Source organism: Rhizobium sp. GN54 (genome assembly GCF_021026345.1).
Lineage (GTDB): Bacteria > Pseudomonadota > Alphaproteobacteria > Rhizobiales > Rhizobiaceae > Mycoplana.
The window spans coordinates 777,646-794,968 of sequence record NZ_JAJNCZ010000001.1 but is presented as its reverse complement, the minus strand read 5'-3'; the positions used below and the strand labels follow the sequence as shown (position 1 = coordinate 794,968).

Genomic DNA, 17,323 nt, shown 5'->3' with positions numbered 1-17,323 from the left:
GGCGCGCCGAGCCACGGAAAGGGATGGGCATGAGGAACATGATGTCAATGATGCGGGCGATGGCTCTCGGCACGGTCATCCTTGCGGCCACGGCAACCGTCGCGCCGCCTTTCGCAGGCCCGGCCGTCGCGGCAACCGGGGTCGAGGCCGTCGTGAACGGTTCGGCCATCACCTCGGGCGACGTCAGCCGCCGGGCGGCCTTCCTGAAACTCCAGCGGACCAAGAGCACGCGCGAGATCGCGCGCCAGCAACTGATCGACGAGACGCTCAAGCGCAGCGAGATCGCGCGTCTGAGGATGTCGGTCAGCACGGCGGACGTCGACGCGTCCTATGCCCGCTTCGCCTCCGGCAACAAGCTGTCGACGGACCAGCTCAACAAGATCCTCGACCAGGCCGGCGTCGGCTCGGATCACTTCAAGCAGTACATCGCCGTGCAGATGAGCTGGCCGCGGGTGGTCAACGCCCGCTACGGCAACGGTCCCGGCGGCAAGTCGCTGGTGGAGCGCATGCAGGAAAGCGGCGGGCAGAAGCCGTCCACCACCGAATATTTCCTGCAGCAGGTGATCTTCGTCGTTCCGGAGAAGCGCCGCAGCGCCATTCTCGGCAAGCGCCAGGCCGAGGCGGAAGCCTCGCGCTCGAAATATCCGGGCTGCGACGACGCCAAGATCTTCGCGGCGACCATGCACGACGTATCGATCAAGGAACTCGGCCGCGTGCTCGCCCCGCAGCTGCCGGAAGACTGGAAGCCGCTGATCGAGAAGGCCCAGGGCAACACGACCGGCACGCGCGTGACGCCGCGCGGCGTCGAGTATCTCGGCATCTGCAAGAAGCGCGAGGTCAATGACGACATGGCGGCCGAGATGGTCTTCCGCGCCGAGGAACTCGGTAAGGGCGGCGGCGAGAAGGAAGACAGCAACAGCCAGAAATATCTCGATGAGCTGCGCAGCAAGGCGCAGATCGTCAACCGCTGATCCCTTTAGAGCGCCGGTGCGCCCCTGTCGCGCCGGTGCCTCCTTGACAGAAACCGCATCCATGACCGCTGTGACCGCTCCCCCGCTGGCCCTTACGATGGGCGACCCGTCCGGGATCGGTCTCGACATCACGCTCGCGCTCTGGGCCGCGCGCCGGACCCTCGGCCTGCCGGCCTTTCTCTTCATCGGCGACCCGGAGGCGCTTGCGGACCGTGCGAAGGCGCTCGGAACCGAGGCGGCGATCGCGGAGGCGACCCCCGAGACCGCCGCATCCGTATTCGACGACGCCATTCCCGTCCTGCCGGTCCGTCTTGCCGAACCCGCCCTTGCCGGCGCACCGTCGTCGCGCAATGCCGGTGCGATCATCGGCGCGATCGAGACGGCGGTGACGCTGACGATGGCGGGACGATGCGCGGCGGTGGTGACGAACCCGATCGCCAAGGCGGTGCTCTACGACGCCGGCTTCCCCTTCCCCGGCCATACCGAATATCTCGCCGCCCTCGCCACGCGCGCGACCGGCCGGCCGGTCCTGCCGGTCATGCTGCTTGCCGGGCCGAAGCTGCGCAGCGTTCCTGTCACGATCCACATTCCGCTGAAGGACGTTCCGGCGGCACTGACCGAAGACCTCGTCTTCGAGACGGCGCTTGTGACGGCGAACGATCTGCGCCAGCGCTTCGGCATCGCCGCGCCGCGGCTGGCCGTCGCCGGCCTGAACCCGCATGCCGGCGAAGGCGGGGCGCTGGGGGTGGAGGACGACGCCGTGGTGGCGCCGGCGATCGCGCGGCTGAAGGCTGCGGGCATCGACGCCTTCGGGCCGCTGCCGGCCGATACCATGTTCCACGAGGCTGCGCGTGCCACCTATGACGTGGCGATCTGCATGTATCACGACCAGGCGCTGATCCCGGCCAAGGCGCTCGGCTTCGACGATTCGGTGAACGCCACCCTCGGCCTGCCCTTCATCCGCACCTCGCCCGACCACGGCACCGCGTTCGCGCTGGCCGGCACGGGCAAGGCGAAGCCGGACAGCCTGCTGGCGGCGCTGCGGCTCGCCCGGGAACTCGCGCTGCACGAAGGTGCGGCGGCGCTGCGGGGCGAAGGCTGATGGCGGCAATCGACGGACTGCCGCCGCTGCGCGAGGTGATCCAGCGCCACGGGCTGGACGCGAAGAAGTCACTCGGCCAGAACTTCCTGCTCGACCTCAACCTGACCCAGAAGATCGCCCGCACCGCCGGGCCGCTGGAGGACTGCACCGTCATCGAGGTCGGCCCCGGTCCGGGCGGGCTGACGCGCGCGATCCTGTCGCTCGGGGCGAAGCATGTGATCGCCATCGAACGCGACGCCCGCGCGATGCCGGCGCTGCAGGAGATCTCCGACCACTATCCGGGCCGGCTGAGCGTGATCGAGGGCGACGCGCTGAAGGTCGATTTCGAGGCGCTGGTGCCTGCGGGCGAGCCGGTCCGCATCATCGCCAACCTGCCCTATAATGTCGGCACGCAATTGCTGGTGAACTGGCTGCTGCCGAAGGCGTGGCCGCCGTTCTACCGGTCGCTGACGCTGATGTTCCAGCGCGAGGTGGGCCTGCGCATCGTTGCCCGGGAGGACGACGACCACTATGGCCGCCTCGGGGTGCTGGCCGGCTGGCGGACGCAGGCGCGGCTCGCCTTCGACGTGCCGCCGCAGGCCTTCGTGCCGCCGCCGAAGGTCACCTCCTCGGTCGTCCATCTCGAGCCGGTCGCAGATCCCCTGCCCTGCCCGGCCGCAGCACTCGAGCGCGTCACCCAGGCGGCCTTCGGCCAGCGCCGCAAGATGCTGCGCCAGAGCCTGAAAGCGCTCGGCGGCGAGGCGCTGCTGGCAAAAGCAGGGATCGACCCGCAACGGCGGGCGGAAACGCTGTCGGTCGAGGAATTCGTGACGCTGGCGAACAGCCTCTGAGCAGCCGACGATCCGATCGCCAAAGCGTCAAGCGCAACACCATTCGAATTATTCATCGGAGCATTCGGGTCGCGGGATGGATTCCCTCGCTCCCAAGGGGCTAGCCTCGGTCTTCCGACTGCCAGCCTTGCTCTGAACGGTGATTTTGATGCCTCTTCTCGATGCGAATGCAACGCACCCAATCACCCTGCCGGACGAAACGCTCTATCGCGACACTGTCCACCTCAAGAACGTTATCAGCCATCCGCGCATGGAGATCGGCGAATACAGCTATTTCACCCACTCCGGCGAGCCGGAGGACACTGCCGAAATACTCGCGCCCTATCTCGGTCACAGCGTCCGCGAGCGGTTGATCATCGGCAGTTTTGTCCAGATCGCCAGGGGAAGCTATTTCATCACAAGTTCCGCCAATCATCCGATGACGGGCTTTACCACCTATCCATTCCGCATCTTCAGGCCCGAGACCTTCGGCTACAAGGACCTGCCGGTCAAAGATACGGTGGTCGGGCACGACGTCTGGATTGGCCATAACGCAGCGATCATGCCGGGCGTGCAGATCGGTTCAGGCGCGATCATCGCTGCCGGGTCCGTCGTCGCCCGCGACGTTCCACCTTACGCAGTTGTCGGAGGGAATCCGGCTACGGTCATTCGGATGCGCTATCCCGCCGAGACCGTCAGCGCGCTTCTCGATATTGCCTGGTGGCATTGGCCCCTCGAGAAAATCGACGCGAACCTGGCCATCCTTGAAGAGGGCGACCTCGCGGCACTCAGGATCGTTTGAAAACCAGGCAATGCGGCCGACAATCGCCCCTGAAGCGTCATTTCGCTGCCGATCTCACCCTCAAAGTGCCGGCTTCTCGGTCAAGAGTTTCGAGACGAAGTCGAACATGCCGTGGCGGCGGTCGCGGCGCAGGCGCTCGGCCTTGACGATGCTCTGCACGGCGTCGAAGGCGGCCGTCAGGTCGTCGTTGAGGATGACGTAGTCGTATTCATGCCAGTGCTCGATCTCGGCGCGGGAATTGGCGAGCCGCGTCGCGATCACCTCTTCGGTGTCCTCGGCGCGGCGGTGCAGGCGCGACTGCAGCTCGGTCATCGACGGCGGCAGGATGAAGATCGAGACCACGTCCGCCGCCATCTTCTCCTGCAACTGCTGCGCGCCCTGCCAGTCGATGTCGAACAGCATGTCGCGACCGGCGGCCATCGCCTCCTCGACCGGCTTGCGCGGGGTGCCGTAGAAATTGCCGTGCACCTCGGCCCATTCCAGAAGCGCGTCGGAATCGCGCAGCATGTCGAATTCGCCCCGGTCGATGAAATGATAGTGATGGCCGGCGATCTCGCTCGGGCGGCGCTGCCGGGTGGTGACGCTGACCGACAGGCTGATCCCCGCATCGCGTTCCAGAAGGTTGCGGGCGATCGTCGACTTGCCGGCGCCCGAGGGCGAGGAAATCACCAGCATCAGCCCGCGCCGGGCAATCTGGATCGGTTGGGACTTCTGCGGCGCGGTCATGGCCTACTCCAAATTCTGTATCTGTTCGCGGAACTGGTCGATCACGACCTTGAGTTCGATGCCGGCGGCCGTGACGGCGGCGGCGTTGGACTTGGAGCAGATGGTATTCGCTTCCCGGTTAAATTCCTGTGCAAGGAAGTCCAGCTTTCTTCCGACCGGGTGGTCGGCCGCCAGCAGCTCGCCCGCGGCGCGGACATGGGCGCCCAGCCGGTCGATCTCCTCGCGCAGGTCCGCCTTGGTGGCGAGCAGAACGGCCTCCTGGTAGAGCCGGTCGCGGTCGAGGCCGCCATTGCCCTGCATCAGCATCTGGACCTGCTGGGCAAGCCGCCCGGCGATCGCCTCGACGCCACGGCTGTCGTCGGCCTCGATGAGGGCGGCCAGCTCGGCGATCCGGCCGACCTGCGCAAAAAGCACCTGCTGCAGCGCACCGCCCTCGCCCTGCCGCATGGCAAGCAGGCGCTCGACGGCGGCATCGAGGCCCGCGGCGATGTCGGCATCGCGGCGCGCACGCTCGTCCTCACTCTCCTCGGCCTCGCGGAAATCGACCACGCCGCGCACCGAAAGCAGCGTGTCCAGCCGCAGCGGGGCGGGGTCGACGATGCCGGCAAGCTGCTCGCGCAGCGACAGGATCGCCGAGAGCGCCCCCTGGTTGACCACCGGCTGCACCTGCGGCTCGGCGATCGAGACGGAAAGGCCGATCTGCATGTTGCCGCGGGTGAAGACGGCCGCCGCCTTCTGCCGCACGGCCGGCTCGAAGTGCTCGAAACCCTGCGGCAGGCGGATGCGCAGGTCGAGCCCCTTGCCGTTGACCGAGCGCAGCTCCCAGGCCCAGCGGCAACGGCCGCTCGTCCCCTCGCTTCGCGCGAACCCGGTCATGGATTGCAAAGGCATGGCGATCTCCGCTCGAGCTGGATGCGGCGCCTGCGGAATCAGCCGCAGCGCGCTCCCTTTTCTTATAGCTCTTTCCGGGAGGAAAAGCGTGGGGTCCGTCGACAACACACAGCCGATGCGGCGGGCGGAGGCGGACGCGCCGCCCCCGGCATCGTCACTGGCTGGTCGCCTGTCCGGCGTCCTGCGCCTCCTTGGCGGCCTCGGCGGCCTTCTCGGCCTCCAGCTTGCGCCACCGGCGGACATTGGCGTTGTGGTCGTCGAGCGTTTCGGCGAAGGCGTGGCCGCCGGTGCCGTCGGCGACGAAGTAGAGGTCGTCGGTCCTGGACGGATTGGCCACCGCCTCGAGTGCGGCGCGCCCCGGATTTGCGATCGGCGTCGGCGGCAGGCCCCTGATCACGTAGGTGTTGTAGGGCGTCTGCTTTTCGATGTCGGACTGCAGGATCGGCCGGTCGGCCGGTTTGCCGTCGCCGCCGAAGATCCCGTAGATGATCGTCGGGTCGGACTGCAGGCGCATGTTCTTTTCGAGGCGGTTGATGAACACCGAGGCGACGCGGGGGCGCTCGTCCGCCCTGCCCGTCTCCTTCTCGACGATCGAGGCGAGCGTCACCAGTTCGGCCTCGGTCGCGATCGGCAGGCCGTCGTCGCGCCGATCCCAGATCTGCGCCACCAGCGCCTTCTGGGCGCCCAGCATCTGCTGGAGGATGTCGGCGCGCTTGGTGCCGCGGGAGAACTTGTAGGTGTCGGGCATCAGCGAGCCCTCGGCCGGAAGCTCTGCGGGAAGGTCGCCCTCCAGAACCGGATCGTCCGACAGGCGCTGGAACACCTGCTTGACCGTCAGGCCCTCGGGTACCGAGACGCTGTAGAGGATGGACTTGCCGGACTTCAGCAGTTCCAGCACGTCGTGCATCGAGGCATTGGCGCGGATCTCGTATTCGCCGGCCTTCAGCACCTCGTCCTGCAGGTAGATGCGGCTCATGCCGCGGAAGACGCGGCTGTCGGTGATGACGTTGTTGCGCTCGAGGCTGGCGGCGATCTCGTTGAGGCCGGCGCCGTTGCGGACGATGAAGTTGGTGTTGGTCTCCAGCGGACCGGGCCTCTCGTAGGTGTCGAGCGCGTAATAGAAGATCCCGGCCGCGGCCACCGTGACCAGCACGATGACGGTCATGACGAAATTCAGGAAGATGACCAGCTGGCTGCGCGCCTTGCGCGAGCGGCGCGGCGGGTGCGGGACCTGCTCGGGACGCAGCACCTCGTTTGCCGACTTCGGGATGATCGGCCCCTTGCTGGCATTGTCGCCGCGACCGAAGGTCATGTCGCTGGAATCGTTATTGTCGCTCACGGACACTCCTCGAATGATCTGGCCATGTTGGTCCGCTCCTCCCTGCCCGCGCGCACCCCGCGACAGTCGGGCGGAGAAGAATCATGCGCAGATGTTTATTGTAGCTGCGCCCCGATGACCCCACACGAACGCGTGATCCACTAGGGCAGACCAATACGGCAAAAACAGGAACGGAACCCGCCCCGGGCGGGATCCGCAGTCGTCGTCGGTGTTGCCTCGGGCGCGGCGAGCGCGTCGCCGTCACCGGAATTCGCCCGGCATCCCCTGACCGAACGGCCCAACGCCGCGGCCTATTCGCCGCGGCGCGGAGACGGATCAGGCATAGCGGCGCAGGACCAGCGAAGCGTTGGTGCCGCCGAAGCCGAAGGAATTGGAGAGCGCCACGTTGATCTCGCGCTTGCGCGCCTTGTGCGGCACGAGGTCGATGGCCGTCTCGACCTCCGGATTGTCGAGGTTGAGCGTCGGCGGCGCGACGTTGTCGCGGATCGCGAGCGCCGAGAAGATCGCCTCCACCGCGCCGGCCGCGCCGAGCAGGTGGCCGATCGCCGACTTCGTCGACGACATCGACAGCCTGGCGGCATGGTTTCCGACCAGCCGCTCGACCGCGCCGAGCTCGATCGTGTCGGCCATCGTCGAGGTGCCGTGGGCATTGACGTAGTCGAGGTCGGCGGGGGTCAGGCCGGCGCGCTTCAGCGCCATCTGCATGCAGCGATAGGCGCCGTCGCCGTCCTCGGAGGGCGCGGTGATGTGGTAGGCGTCGCCGGAGAGGCCGTAGCCGACCACCTCGGCATAGATCTTGGCGCCGCGGGCCTTGGCGTGCTCGAGCTCCTCGAGGACGACGATGCCTGCGCCCTCGCCCATGACGAAACCGTCGCGGTCGCGGTCATAGGGGCGCGAGGCCATGGTCGGCTCGTCGTTGTACTGCGTCGACAGCGCCTTGCAGGCGGAGAAGCCGGCGAGCGCCATGCGCGATATCGGCGATTCGGTGCCGCCGGCGACCATGACGTCGGCATCGCCGAGCGCGATCAGGCGCGAAGCATCGCCGATCGCATGCGCGCCGGTCGAACAGGCCGTGACGACGGAATGATTGGGGCCGCGCAGCTTGTGGCGGATCGAAACCTGGCCGGAGGCGAGGTTGATCAGGCGGCCGGGAATGAAGAAGGGAGAGACGCGGCGGGGGCCCTTGTCGCGCAGGATGTAGCCTGCCTCGACGATGCCCTCGAGGCCACCGATGCCCGAACCGATCAGGACGCCGGTGGCGACCTGCTCCTCGTCGGTCTTCGGATGCCAGCCGGCATCCTCGAGCGCCATGTCGGCGGCAGCGACCGCATAGACGATGAAGGGATCGACCTTGCGCTGCTCCTTCGGCTCCAACCACTGGTCGGCGCTGTAGGTGCCGTCCGTGCCGTCGCCGGTCGGAATGTAGCAGGCAATTCTTGCGGGAAGATCCTCGAACTCGAAGCCGCTCACCTGACGGGCGCCGCTCTCGCCGGCGAGAAGGCGGGACCAGGTCACTTCGGTACCACAGCCCAAAGGAGATACCATGCCGGTACCTGTGATAACGACACGTCTCATCGTCGGTGATCCACCCTATGTCTTTTCCTGGACCGAGGCGGCGCACACAGGTGCTGGCCGCAAGCGGGGTCGCGGCGGGCCGTTTACACGGCCCGCCGGAAAAACATGATCAGGCCTGTGCCTTCTCGATGAACTTGACGGCGTCGCCGACCGTCAGGATCGAGTCTGCCGCATCGTCGGGAATCTCGACGCCGAATTCTTCCTCGAAGGCCATGACCAGTTCGACGGTGTCGAGCGAGTCCGCGCCGAGATCATCGATGAAGCTCGCGCCTTCGCTGACCTTGTCGGCGTCAACGCCCAGATGATCGATCACAATTTTCTTTACGCGTTCTGCGATATCGCTCATGTCGGAAATCCTCGACCTTTGTTTTCTTCGGCGCCGTTCACGGCGCCGGGGCACTAACCAAGCCCGGAATGAAAGTGATCCCGGGCAATTCTTTTTCAACCGTAGATGCCCTCGGGCGCCGCCAAAGAGCGCCGCAAAAAGCCTGCATACCCCGGTCGACTGCTGACAGTCATGGCCCGATTAACACGGTTTAAGTCTGCCGCAAAGTCCGAAAATCGCCGCGCAAGCCGCGGTCAACATGCTATTTTCATGCGACAACGCGGTGTTTTCGCGACCGGGTCAGATCATCGCCATGCCGCCGTTGACGTGCAGGGTCTGGCCGGTCATGTAGCCCGCTTCCGAAGAGGCGAGATAGACCACGGCCGAGGAGACCTCCGCACCGGTGCCCATGCGCTTCATCGGGATCGCCCCCATGATCGCTTCCTTCTGCTTGTCATTGAGCTTGCCGGTCATGGCGCTCTCGATGAAACCGGGCGCGACGCAGTTGACGGTGACGTTGCGGGTGGCGATCTCCTGGGCGAGCGACTTGGAAAAGCCGATCATGCCGGCCTTGGAGGCGCAGTAGTTCGCCTGGCCCGGATTGCCGGTGACGCCGACGACGGAGGTGATGTTGATGATGCGACCGTAGCGGCGGCGCATCATCGGATGGGTCAGTTCGCGCGTCAGGCGGAAGACGGAGGTCAGGTTCACTTCCAGAACCGCATCCCAGTCCTCGTCGCTCATGCGCACGAACAGGCCATCCCTGGTGATGCCGGCGTTGTTGACGAGGATGTCGACGCCGCCGAGCTCGGCCTCGGCCTTCTCGCCGAGCGCCTTGACCTCGGCGCGGTCGGCGAGGTTGGCGGGAAAGACGTGCACGCGCTCGCCGAGCTCGTTCGCCAACGCTTCAAGCTTCTCGACGCGCGTGCCGTGCAGGCCGACGATCGCGCCCTGCGCATGCAGCGAGCGGGCGATTTCCTCGCCGATGCCGCCGGATGCGCCGGTTACCAGTGCCTTGCGGCCAGAAAGATCAAACATGGTTGTCGTCCGTTTTCCTTGGGATGCGCGCGGGACCCTTGGGCCCGCTGCCCGGGTGTCAGCCGCAGAGGGTCTGCAGCAGGTTCTCGATATCGGTCGCCGTGTTGACGGCGTAGCCGGTGACGGATTTGTCGATGCGACGCGCAAGCCCCGTCAGCACCTTGCCAGAGCCGATCTCGTAAAGCGAGGTCACGTCGTTGCCGGCGAACCATTCCACCGTCTCGCGCCAGCGCACCTGGCCGGTGACCTGCTCGACGAGCAGCCGGGCGATCTCCTTGGGATCGGTGACGGGCTGGACGGAGACATTGGCGACGACGGGGACGACCGGCTCGCGGATCGCCACTGCCGCCAGCGCCTCGCGCATCGCCTCGGCAGCCGGCGCCATCAGCGCCGAATGGAAGGGCGCGGAGACCGGCAGCATCAGCGCACGCTTGGCGCCCTTCTCGGTGGCGGTGCGCGCCGCAAGCTCGACTGCGGGCTTGGCACCGGAAATCACCAGCTGGCCGCCGCCGTTGTCGTTGGCGATCTGGCAGGAGCCGTGCACCAGCGAGGCGTCGCAGATCGCCTGCACCTCATCATGCTCGAGGCCGATGATGGCGGCCATGGCGCCTTCGCCGACGGGGACGGCCGCCTGCATGGCGTTGCCGCGGATGCGCAGCAGCCGGGCCGTGTCGGCTATGGTGAAGGCGCCGGCGGCACAGAGGGCGGAATACTCGCCGAGCGAATGGCCGGCGACGTAGGAGACCGTGTCGCGCAGGATCAGGCCGCGAGCCTCCAGCACGCGGACGATCGCCATGGAGACGGCCATCAGCGCCGGCTGGGCGTTTGCCGTCAGCGTGAGTTCGGCCTCGGGGCCCTCGAACATGGTCGCAGACAGCTTCTCCCCGAGGGCGTCGTCCACCTCGGCGAAGACGGCAGCCGCTTCCGCATAGGTCTCCGCCAGTTCCTTGCCCATGCCGACAGCCTGGCTGCCCTGGCCAGGGAAGGTGAAAGCGATGGTCATTGGGCTTCTCCCGTCGTTGTTTTCCCCTCCATTCACGGAATGCGGCAGCGAGTCAAGATTTGCGCGCGTGCCGGACGGGGAACGACCTGCCGGTATTCAGGGAGAATGCGGCGCATCATCTGCGCCCGATCGGCGATCATCCTGCCTCCGACTTGAAATTGCAGGCCCAGCGTTTACCTTCTGGCGCGGCGCAGGCCTGCGCCGTCCTTCCAATTCCGCCGCGCAAGCCCAAGGGCGCGCCGCCCACGCACAGAAATTCCGCTCATGAAATACAATCTTCTCGGCCGGACCGGCATCAAGGTCTCCGAAATCTGCCTCGGCACGATGACCTGGGGCTCGCAGAACAGCGAGGCCGAGGCGCATCTGCAGCTCGACTATGCCCTCGACGCCGGCGTCAACTTCATCGACACCGCCGAACTCTATCCGACCACGCCGGTCTCGCCCGAGACCTATGGTGCCACGGAGCGCTTCATCGGGTCCTGGCTCGCCGCGCGCGGAAACCGCGACAAGGTGGTGCTCGCCTCCAAGGTCGCCGGTCCCGGGCGTTCCTATATTCGCGGCGGCGGCCCGATGACGCGGGCGGCGATCCTCGAGGCGGTCGAGGGCAGCCTGGAGCGGCTGCGCACGGACTACCTCGACCTCTACCAGCTGCACTGGCCGAACCGCGGCCATTACCACTTCCGCCATTCCTGGGCCTACGACCCGTCGAACCAGGACCCCGCCCGGACTGGCGCGGAACTGGCGGAAATCCTGGAGACGCTCGGCGAACTGCACAAGGCGGGCAAGATCCGCGCCGTCGGGCTCTCCAACGAGACCGCCTGGGGAACGATGCAGTTCCTCAAGCTCTCCGACACGCTCGGCCTGCCGCGCATGGCCTCGATCCAGAACGAGTACAACCTGCTCTACCGCAGCTTCGACCTCGACCTCGCCGAGCTTGCCCATCACGAAGACGTCGGGCTTCTGGCCTATTCGCCGCTGGCCGCCGGCCTGCTGACGGGCAAGTATCTCGGCGGCGCGCGTCCGGACGGATCGCGGCTGACCATCAACGGCGATCTCGGCGGCCGCTACCAGCCCTACCAGGAGCCGGCGGTCGCGGCCTATGCGGCGCTTGCGCGCGAACACGGCCTCGACCTGTCGCAGCTTGCGCTCGCCTTCTGCCTGACCCGCCCGTTCATGGCCTCCGTCATCATCGGCGCGACGACGATGGAGCAGTTGAAGACCGATATCGCAGCGGCGGACGTCGCGCTCTCCGCAGACGTGCTGGACGGCATCGCCCGGATCCACAGGCAGTATCCGGCTCCGATCTGAGCCCTCTCCCGCCCGTGGCCGATTTGCGCTAACCGGCGGCCGCCAGTGCCGCCGGAACCACGGTGATGTCGCGGAAGGGCGGGCCGTCGATCGGAAGCCGCGACAGCCTGATGACCGCCGGCAGGCCCCATTCGCTGTTGCCGTCCATCTCGTTGTCGGCGTCGATCGCGGGCTCTGCCGGATCCTCGCCGAAATCGATCGGCGTGCCGTCCCCCCTTTTTCCCGTCAGCAGGGGATCGCGATGCGGCCCCCATGTCGGCTGCTGGTTCAGCCAGGACAACGGATCGCCCTTCAGGATTCCGGCAAAAGTGGCCGCGACGACAATCGAGCCGACCGGGCCGAGCCTGCCGCCCCCTTGCGCCTCCGCCTCCTTCAGCACGTAGTACCACAGCGTCTTCGGCTCATCTTGCGCAAGTGCTACGGGGGGAAGCCCGAACAGCCGGGCGACGTCGTCGCCGGCCGGCAGCTTCATCCGCACGCCGCGGACCAGGTTCCTCGCCGCCAGCACGTTCAGGAGCTTCTTCGGGTTGCCGGGGGCGTCCGGGTCCTCGTGCAGGTGCAGCAGGGCATTGGCGAGCTTTGTGTCGATCTTGCGGGCGCGCTGCGGGAACGGACCGCCGGAGGTCGTGAATTTTAGGAACCAGTCCCACTGCAGCACCCGGACGAGATCGAACGGCACGCCGCCCCTGAGACTCGACCTGCCGTGATCGTCGAAGATCGGAAAGAAGACGCGGAAACCCGCCACATGCGTGTTGCTGTTGGTCTGATAGGCGTTGCGGACCATCGAGTGGCCGAAGCGATAGGCCGCGACGGAGAACTCGACCGGCATGAACGGATCCTGCTTCCAGTCGTAGACGTCGTCCTTGTAGCCCATCTCCCAGAGCACGCGGCCGTCGGGCTGGATCCTCTCCTCCAGCGCCGTTGCATGGACGACGGGATCGGCGATGCGCCGGACGAAGTCGCTCCAGACGATCCACTGGTAGAGCCAGCGGAGCGTCTTTCGCGCCGCCTCGAAACGCTCGGCAACGGTGGCGCCCGGCATGGCGCGGGTGGCCCGGTCGAATAGCCGGTTGTGGGCCAGCAGGAACGCCAGGTGAAACTGGGCGACGATGACGTTCTCGTCGTTGCGGGGATCGCCGATCAGCGCCCGGTTCTCCGCATTCCGCGGAAGGTCGGACAAGGTGCGCGGGACGTTGGCAAAGCCGTTCGGTGCTGCCTCGAAGGTGCCGGGATCAAACGGGGCAACGAGGAATTTTCCCGTGAACGCCCCTTTGGCATCGTGCGCGTAGAGGTGCGGCTGGGCGGCCGGCCCTTGGCCGTAGAGACAGTCCAGATCGAGGCGGGGCGTGCGGAAATTGTGCAGCCGGTTGGGGTCGACCTCGGCGGAACTGAGCGGTGTGGCGTCCAGCGTCATGTCGTGATCGACGAACTGGCCGAAATAGACATAGCCGGAGGGGATGTCGGAATCGAAGGGCTCGACTACGTTCGGGTCGGCGGCGGCGGCCGCGGCGGCGAGAGCGGACGGCGACTGGCCGGGAAACTCCACCATGCTCTCCGAGGCGAACTTCAGGAAATGCTCCTCGAGCCTGTGTTCCGGCACGCCGATCGGGTACCAGGGGGCGAGATCCGGAAAGAGCCGGCCGAAGCCGCCCTGATAGGATCGCGAGCGGGGTGCGGTGACTTCAAAAGTCTTGCTGCCGTGGTCCATGGCGAAGCCTCCTCGTTCTGAAGATCGGGACAGTTATTCTATTTATTGGTGTATTATTTATTTCCACAACTATGATGTGCCTGTGACGGCCGGTTGGCAATCGACCGTCACATCAGGCAAAAGGCTTAGGAGGGTTAGGCGGCAGGGGGCGGCTCCGGAACACCGGGAGGAACGTCCTTCCATCGATGACCGGGAATTGGCGGCAGCGTCATGCGGACACGACAAAGCCCGCCACGAGGGGCGGGCTTTGCGCATTGCGGACTGCTTTTACGCTGAACGTGGTCCGCGACCGGCAGGAGAGGCCCCCGCCGTATGCAACGACTTTACTGGCCGGTTGCCGGAGCAGCCGGTTCGACGGGCTGCGGGGCCGGGTCGGCGGCGCCTTCGGTCGGGGCTGCTGCCGGCGGCGTTGCCGGCGCCGGTTCCTGCGTGCCGATCGACGAGGTGTTGGCGTTCGGATCCACGCTGTCGCCGGGGCCGCTGCCCATGAAGTAGAAGGCGCCGACAGCGACCAGCACGGCCACGATCGCCGCTACGGCCCAGCCGCCGGCTCCGCTTCCACCCGTGCTCGTATTGACCACGGTGGTGCGGTCCTCCGGCGGGCGGGTCTCGTGAACGGGTCGGTTCTCAACAGGATCTTGCATGTTTCCGCGCTCCTTTTTGGTTGCGTCGGGGAGAACAACGCAGCTTCCGGCATGTTGTTCCCGCCCGGACTCCGCATCCGCCGACGGCCCTCCGGTTTCCCGCCGCCTCCGCCCCTTGCCTTCTGCGGAAAAATCCGTATAAGCGCGCTGTTCAATACACCCGGTCTTCTCGGCTGGTGGCTGGACGGAGGGCCGTTTCCCGAAAGGGCGACGACAGGAACGGAAGCGTTCCGGCCTCCCGTGTCTCCGCTCTCGACCGTATAGATGAAACGCTTTTCTTGCACGGCCTTCCGGCCAAAGATCAGTCGTTGAGGCTTGGCGCCGGTTTCCGGGTGTGGATCAAACGCAAGAAAGGCAAAGCCACATGGCTCTCTACGAACATGTATTCCTGGCCCGCCAGGACGTGTCCGCCCAGCAGGTCGACGCTCTCGTCGAACAGTACAAGGGCGTGATCGAAGCAAACGGCGGCAAGGTCGGCCGGGTCGAGAACTGGGGCCTGAAGTCCCTCACCTACCGCATCAAGAAGAACCGCAAGGCGCACTACGCGCTGATGGACATCGACGCGCCGGCTGCTGCCGTCCAGGAGATGGAACGCCAGATGCGCATCAACGAAGACGTCCTGCGCTACATGACCATCGCCGTCGAAGCCCACGAAGAAGGCCCGTCCGCGATGATGCAGAAGCGCGACCGCGATGACCGCCCGCGCCGTGACGGCGACGACCGCGGCCCGCGCCGCGACTTCGGCGACCGTGGCCCGCGCCGCGACTTCGGCGACCGTCCGCCCCGTGGCGACCGCCCCCCGCGCGAAGACCGCGCGTAACCGAAGCCGAAGGAGACAACGACAATGGCTGATATTTCTTCCGCTCCGGCACGCCGCCCGTTCCACCGCCGCCGCAAGACCTGCCCCTTCTCCGGTGCCAACGCACCGCGGATCGACTACAAGGACGTGCGCCTGCTCTCGCGCTACATTTCCGAGCGCGGCAAGATCGTTCCGTCCCGCATCACGGCCGTTTCCCAGAAGAAGCAGCGCGAACTCGCCCAGGCGATCAAACGCGCCCGCTTCCTGGGCCTGCTGCCCTACATCGTAGCCTAATCTGGCGGACCCTGCGTGCCGGCCCCGGCCGGCATGCAGAGCACTTCGAGGGAAGGCGGACGCCGCCTTCCCTCCTCCCTTCCGCGTTGGGCGCGGATCGGACATCACCGGCGGGAGCAGCCACAGGCCGCGCCCGGCCAAAATCCCATGTTGGGGAGCCGTTCCTGAAGCAAACCGGCCTCAAGGCGTTTGTCAGGAAACTCCTCTAACTGTCGAAAACGACAGGACAGCGCTGTGCAGAACCTGAACTGGACCTCGATCGCGACCGGGCTCGTCGCCGGTGTGACCGCCGCTCTGCTTTCGCTGAGCGCGAACGTCCAGTCGATTCTTTCGATCGTCCTGTTCGCGGGCTCCGCGCTGCCGATCCTCATTGCCGGGCTCGGCTGGGGCAATGCCAGCGCGCTGATCGCCGTCATCGCCGGCGGCTGCGTCGCAGCCGCGCTCGCGTCCTCGCATTTCGCGCTCCTGATCGTCATCATCACGCTGATCCCGGCCGGCTGGCTCAGCAACCTCGCCAATCTCGCCCGCCCGGCCTCCGAGATCGGCGGCCCGAAGGATGCGCTCGCCTGGTATCCGATGTCGAACATCCTGACGCACCTGGCGATCATGGTGACGCTCGGCATGATCGCGGTTGGAACGATCATCGGCTACAGCGGCGAACTCGCAAGCCAGATGGTCGAGGTGATGCTGGCGGCGCTCAAGGAGCAGGAGCCGCTCTACAATCCCGATGCCGCCACGATCGCCCAGATGAAGGCGATCTTCGGCATGGCGCTGCCGCTGGTGCAGGGCGCGCTGTGGGTGCTGCTTTTGTTTGCCGCCTTCTACATCGCGTCTGCCATCGTGCGCCTGTCGGGCAAGGGACTGCGGCCGCGCGAGGACATGCCGATGGCCGTGCGCATGCACCGCAACGCCGTCTTCGTCTTCCTCGGCGGGCTGATCCTGTGCTTCCTCGGCGGGCTGCCGGCGATCATCGGCGCACTGATCTGCGGCACGTTCGGCGCCGGCTTCGTGCTCTCCGGCTTCGCCATCCTGCACTACCGCACGCGCGGCAAGCCGTGGCGGCTGGCGGCCCTCTGGCTCGCCTACGCATCGGTGCTGCTGTTCGCGCTGCCGGTGCTCGTCGTCCTCGTTCTCGGCCTGACGGATACGCGGCGCACCATCGCGCTGACCCCGGCAGGCCCCAAGCCTGAAACGAAATCCAACAAACCCTGAATGCAAAGAAAGGAACCAACATGGAAGTGATCCTCCTCGAACGTATCTCCAAGCTCGGCCAGATGGGCGAGACGGTAAAGGTCCGCGACGGCTTCGCCCGTAACTACCTGCTGCCGCTCGGCAAGGCACTGCGCGCCAACGAAGCCAACAAGAAGCGCTTCGAAGCCGAGCGCGCGACGCTGGAAGCCCGCAACCTCGAGCGCAAGTCGGAAGCCCAGACGGTTGCCGACAAGCTCGACGGCAAATCCTTCGTCATCGTCCGCTCCGCCGGCGAAACCGGCCAGCTCTACGGTTCGGTCGCCGCTCGCGACATCATCGACGCGCTGGCTGCCGAAGGCTTCAACGTCGGCCGCAACCAGGTCGAGCTGAACACGCCGATCAAGGCGATCGGCCTGCACAAGGTCGTCCTGCACCTGCATGCCGAAGTCGAGATCTCGGTCCAGGTCAACGTCGCCCGTTCGGCCGACGAAGCCGAGCGCCAGGCCAAGGGCGAGACCCTGACGTCGGCTGACGCCATCTACGGCGTCGACGAGGACGCCCTGAAGCCGGAAGACTTCTTCGATCCGGAAGCCGACGGCGAGGAAGAAGAGCAGGCCTGAGGCCGGCGCCGGCGGCGGAATTTCCGACCGCGCGGAACACAACTCAAACGTACAAAAACCCGGGTTGAAATCCGGGTTTTTTTGTTATTTGTTATTGTAATCAGACTGGAAAGGCGGTCGGGCCGCTCCCAGGCCGGTTTCCGACCAGACCCGCTCCGCCGCAGCCTGCGATGGAGTC

Annotated in this window: 18 protein-coding genes; 9 read left to right on the top strand and 9 right to left on the bottom strand. The window is 66.3% G+C overall.

Features of this window, described 5'->3' with window-relative positions:
• Window positions 1-29 precede the first annotated feature (29 nt).
• From LQK81_RS03820 to LQK81_RS03805, 4 genes are all read left to right on the top strand, one after another.
• Window positions 30-971: a SurA N-terminal domain-containing protein gene (locus LQK81_RS03820; RefSeq protein ID WP_412178866.1), complete on the top strand. Its 942-nt coding sequence runs from the start codon at window positions 30-32 to the stop codon at window positions 969-971.
• Window positions 972-1,032: 61 nt separating this feature from the next.
• A complete protein-coding gene (gene pdxA, locus LQK81_RS03815) occupies window positions 1,033-2,073 on the top strand; it encodes a 4-hydroxythreonine-4-phosphate dehydrogenase PdxA (protein ID WP_230803531.1) in 1,041 nt (346 codons plus the stop codon).
• Window positions 2,073-2,903: a 16S rRNA (adenine(1518)-N(6)/adenine(1519)-N(6))-dimethyltransferase RsmA gene (rsmA, locus tag LQK81_RS03810; RefSeq protein WP_230803530.1), complete on the top strand. Its 831-nt coding sequence runs from the start codon at window positions 2,073-2,075 to the stop codon at window positions 2,901-2,903. The genes pdxA and rsmA overlap by 1 nt, the downstream gene beginning before the upstream one ends.
• A gap of 148 nt (window positions 2,904-3,051) precedes the next feature.
• Window positions 3,052-3,684: a CatB-related O-acetyltransferase gene (locus tag LQK81_RS03805; protein ID WP_230803529.1), complete on the top strand. Its 633-nt coding sequence runs from the start codon at window positions 3,052-3,054 to the stop codon at window positions 3,682-3,684.
• Window positions 3,685-3,744: 60 nt separating this feature from the next.
• On the opposite strand, the gene gmk is transcribed toward LQK81_RS03805, so the two are convergent.
• The 7 genes from gmk to fabD form a co-directional block, all read right to left on the bottom strand.
• The gene (gene gmk / locus LQK81_RS03800) at window positions 3,745-4,410 is read right to left on the bottom strand and encodes a guanylate kinase (RefSeq protein WP_230803528.1); all 666 of its coding nucleotides are present in this window, start codon (window positions 4,408-4,410) and stop codon (window positions 3,745-3,747) included.
• A 3-nt stretch (window positions 4,411-4,413) separates the two neighbouring features.
• The gene (locus LQK81_RS03795; RefSeq protein WP_230803527.1) at window positions 4,414-5,301 is read right to left on the bottom strand and encodes a YicC/YloC family endoribonuclease; all 888 of its coding nucleotides are present in this window, start codon (window positions 5,299-5,301) and stop codon (window positions 4,414-4,416) included.
• Between the two features lie 154 nt (window positions 5,302-5,455).
• Window positions 5,456-6,640 carry an endolytic transglycosylase MltG gene (gene mltG, locus LQK81_RS03790; protein ID WP_230803526.1) on the bottom strand — a complete coding sequence of 395 codons (1,185 nt, stop codon included), beginning with the start codon at window positions 6,638-6,640 and terminating at the stop codon, window positions 5,456-5,458.
• Between the two features lie 315 nt (window positions 6,641-6,955).
• The gene (fabF, locus tag LQK81_RS03785; RefSeq protein ID WP_230803525.1) at window positions 6,956-8,215 is read right to left on the bottom strand and encodes a beta-ketoacyl-ACP synthase II; all 1,260 of its coding nucleotides are present in this window, start codon (window positions 8,213-8,215) and stop codon (window positions 6,956-6,958) included.
• A gap of 109 nt (window positions 8,216-8,324) precedes the next feature.
• The gene (locus LQK81_RS03780) at window positions 8,325-8,561 is read right to left on the bottom strand and encodes an acyl carrier protein (protein ID WP_097139127.1); all 237 of its coding nucleotides are present in this window, start codon (window positions 8,559-8,561) and stop codon (window positions 8,325-8,327) included.
• 279 nt (window positions 8,562-8,840) lie between these two features.
• Window positions 8,841-9,578 (bottom strand): 3-oxoacyl-[acyl-carrier-protein] reductase, encoded by a 738-nt coding sequence (gene fabG / locus LQK81_RS03775; RefSeq protein WP_230803524.1) that lies wholly within the window; start codon window positions 9,576-9,578, stop codon window positions 8,841-8,843.
• A gap of 58 nt (window positions 9,579-9,636) precedes the next feature.
• Window positions 9,637-10,581: an ACP S-malonyltransferase gene (gene fabD / locus LQK81_RS03770; protein ID WP_230803523.1), complete on the bottom strand. Its 945-nt coding sequence runs from the start codon at window positions 10,579-10,581 to the stop codon at window positions 9,637-9,639.
• Window positions 10,582-10,845: 264 nt separating this feature from the next.
• Between fabD and LQK81_RS03765 the strand changes: the two genes are divergently transcribed.
• Window positions 10,846-11,889 carry an aldo/keto reductase gene (locus tag LQK81_RS03765; RefSeq protein ID WP_230803522.1) on the top strand — a complete coding sequence of 348 codons (1,044 nt, stop codon included), beginning with the start codon at window positions 10,846-10,848 and terminating at the stop codon, window positions 11,887-11,889.
• A gap of 28 nt (window positions 11,890-11,917) precedes the next feature.
• On the opposite strand, the gene LQK81_RS03760 is transcribed toward LQK81_RS03765, so the two are convergent.
• Both LQK81_RS03760 and LQK81_RS03755 read right to left on the bottom strand, forming a co-directional pair.
• Window positions 11,918-13,597, bottom strand: coding sequence for a peroxidase family protein (locus tag LQK81_RS03760; protein WP_230803521.1), 1,680 nt, complete (start codon window positions 13,595-13,597; stop codon window positions 11,918-11,920).
• A 323-nt stretch (window positions 13,598-13,920) separates the two neighbouring features.
• Window positions 13,921-14,241 (bottom strand): hypothetical protein, encoded by a 321-nt coding sequence (locus LQK81_RS03755; RefSeq protein ID WP_230803519.1) that lies wholly within the window; start codon window positions 14,239-14,241, stop codon window positions 13,921-13,923.
• Window positions 14,242-14,605: 364 nt separating this feature from the next.
• Between LQK81_RS03755 and rpsF the strand changes: the two genes are divergently transcribed.
• From rpsF to rplI, 4 genes are all read left to right on the top strand, one after another.
• Window positions 14,606-15,061, top strand: coding sequence for a 30S ribosomal protein S6 (rpsF, locus tag LQK81_RS03750; protein WP_230803516.1), 456 nt, complete (start codon window positions 14,606-14,608; stop codon window positions 15,059-15,061).
• A gap of 24 nt (window positions 15,062-15,085) precedes the next feature.
• The gene (gene rpsR / locus LQK81_RS03745) at window positions 15,086-15,334 is read left to right on the top strand and encodes a 30S ribosomal protein S18 (protein WP_230803514.1); all 249 of its coding nucleotides are present in this window, start codon (window positions 15,086-15,088) and stop codon (window positions 15,332-15,334) included.
• A 234-nt stretch (window positions 15,335-15,568) separates the two neighbouring features.
• Window positions 15,569-16,546: a DUF2232 domain-containing protein gene (locus LQK81_RS03740; RefSeq protein WP_230803513.1), complete on the top strand. Its 978-nt coding sequence runs from the start codon at window positions 15,569-15,571 to the stop codon at window positions 16,544-16,546.
• 20 nt (window positions 16,547-16,566) lie between these two features.
• Complete coding sequence (gene rplI / locus LQK81_RS03735; RefSeq protein WP_230803511.1) at window positions 16,567-17,145, top strand: 50S ribosomal protein L9; 579 nt, start codon at window positions 16,567-16,569, stop codon at window positions 17,143-17,145.
• The last annotated feature ends 178 nt before the right edge of the window (window positions 17,146-17,323 follow it).

Coding starts and splice junctions, on each gene's coding strand:
- fabG (WP_230803524.1), bottom strand. CDS start 9,578: ATGTTTGATCTTTCTGGCCGCAAGGCACTGGTAACCGGCGCATCCGGC.
- fabD (WP_230803523.1), bottom strand. CDS start 10,581: ATGACCATCGCTTTCACCTTCCCTGGCCAGGGCAGCCAGGCTGTCGGC.
- rplI (WP_230803511.1), top strand. CDS start 16,567: ATGGAAGTGATCCTCCTCGAACGTATCTCCAAGCTCGGCCAGATGGGC.
- pdxA (WP_230803531.1), top strand. CDS start 1,033: ATGACCGCTGTGACCGCTCCCCCGCTGGCCCTTACGATGGGCGACCCG.
- rpsR (WP_230803514.1), top strand. CDS start 15,086: ATGGCTGATATTTCTTCCGCTCCGGCACGCCGCCCGTTCCACCGCCGC.
- LQK81_RS03780 (WP_097139127.1), bottom strand. CDS start 8,561: ATGAGCGATATCGCAGAACGCGTAAAGAAAATTGTGATCGATCATCTG.
- LQK81_RS03820 (WP_412178866.1), top strand. CDS start 30: ATGAGGAACATGATGTCAATGATGCGGGCGATGGCTCTCGGCACGGTC.
- LQK81_RS03765 (WP_230803522.1), top strand. CDS start 10,846: ATGAAATACAATCTTCTCGGCCGGACCGGCATCAAGGTCTCCGAAATC.
- rpsF (WP_230803516.1), top strand. CDS start 14,606: ATGGCTCTCTACGAACATGTATTCCTGGCCCGCCAGGACGTGTCCGCC.
- gmk (WP_230803528.1), bottom strand. CDS start 4,410: ATGACCGCGCCGCAGAAGTCCCAACCGATCCAGATTGCCCGGCGCGGG.
- LQK81_RS03760 (WP_230803521.1), bottom strand. CDS start 13,597: ATGGACCACGGCAGCAAGACTTTTGAAGTCACCGCACCCCGCTCGCGA.
- LQK81_RS03795 (WP_230803527.1), bottom strand. CDS start 5,301: ATGCCTTTGCAATCCATGACCGGGTTCGCGCGAAGCGAGGGGACGAGC.
- rsmA (WP_230803530.1), top strand. CDS start 2,073: ATGGCGGCAATCGACGGACTGCCGCCGCTGCGCGAGGTGATCCAGCGC.
- LQK81_RS03755 (WP_230803519.1), bottom strand. CDS start 14,241: ATGCAAGATCCTGTTGAGAACCGACCCGTTCACGAGACCCGCCCGCCG.
- LQK81_RS03805 (WP_230803529.1), top strand. CDS start 3,052: ATGCCTCTTCTCGATGCGAATGCAACGCACCCAATCACCCTGCCGGAC.
- fabF (WP_230803525.1), bottom strand. CDS start 8,215: ATGAGACGTGTCGTTATCACAGGTACCGGCATGGTATCTCCTTTGGGC.